The sequence below is a fragment of the Leucobacter sp. USHLN153 genome (assembly GCF_037145615.1).
Classification (GTDB): domain Bacteria; phylum Actinomycetota; class Actinomycetes; order Actinomycetales; family Microbacteriaceae; genus Leucobacter.
On record NZ_JBBCXE010000011.1, the window covers coordinates 1 to 1,043 of the forward strand.

The window sequence follows — 1,043 nt, forward strand, 5'->3', positions numbered from 1 at the left end:
TGTTCGCGTTCGTGACGTCGTTTGACGAGGTCATCCTGTCCCTGTTCATCCAGTCCCCATCGCTGCAGACGCTGCCCGTGAAGATCTTCAACAGCGTCACGCAAACCAACGACCCGACCGTGGCAGCCGTCGCGGTGATCACGATGCTCACCTCGGTGGTCGTCATGCTCATCGCGCAGTTCTCCACGAGGAAAAGAAAGCGACCAGTCGCATGAACGCGATGACTCATAACGACATCCCCGTGCCCGAGGGGCACGAAGCGCAGCTACGCGCCGAGGGCCTGAACACGACCGCGATCCACCAGATCGGGGACGCGGGCATCAGCCTGAAGCAAGTCACGAAGCGTTACGGCGAGAACACCGTCGTCGACGAGATCGATCTCGTGATCGAACCGGGCGAGTTCATGACGTTCCTCGGCCCGTCGGGATCGGGGAAAACGACGACGCTGAACATGATCGCGGGCTTCACCTCCGTCACCGAGGGGCTGCTCCACATCTACGGCAAGCCCGTCGCGAAACTCCCCCCGCACAAGCGCGACATCGGGATGGTGTTCCAGAACTACGCCCTGTTCCCCCACAAAACCGTTGCGGAGAACATCGCGTACCCGCTGCAGCGCCGCAAGATGTCCAAGAGCGTGCAGCAGGAAAAGATCCGGAACGCGCTCGGCATGGTCCGCATGACCGACTTCGGGGACCGTTACCCGTCAGAACTCTCCGGCGGTCAGCAGCAGCGCGTCGCCCTCGCCCGCGCGCTCGTGTACGAACCCCGAGTGCTCCTCATGGACGAACCTCTCGGCGCGCTCGATAAGAAACTACGCGAGTGGCTGCAGACCGAGATCAAACGCATCCACCGCGAGGTCGGATCCACGTTCGTGTACGTCACCCACGACCAAGAAGAAGCCCTCTCGATGTCCGACCGCATCGCGGTCTTCAACAACGGAAGGCTCGAACAAGTCGGCACCTCGGAAGACCTCTACGAAGCCCCGCAAACCCTGTTCGTGGGACGCTTCCTCGGAGAATCCACCGTCCTCCTCGGACGCGGCG

Annotated in this window: 2 protein-coding genes; both read left to right on the top strand. The window is 62.1% G+C overall.

The annotated features are described in order from the left end of the window. Positions 1-215: ABC transporter permease (locus tag WFH00_RS11850; RefSeq protein WP_442918852.1), on the top strand; the 215-nt coding region annotated here is incomplete at its 5' end. Between the two features lie 5 nt (positions 216-220). Then, positions 221-1,043 (top strand): ABC transporter ATP-binding protein (locus WFH00_RS11855; RefSeq protein ID WP_336661050.1); only part of this gene is annotated, 823 nt, incomplete at its 3' end.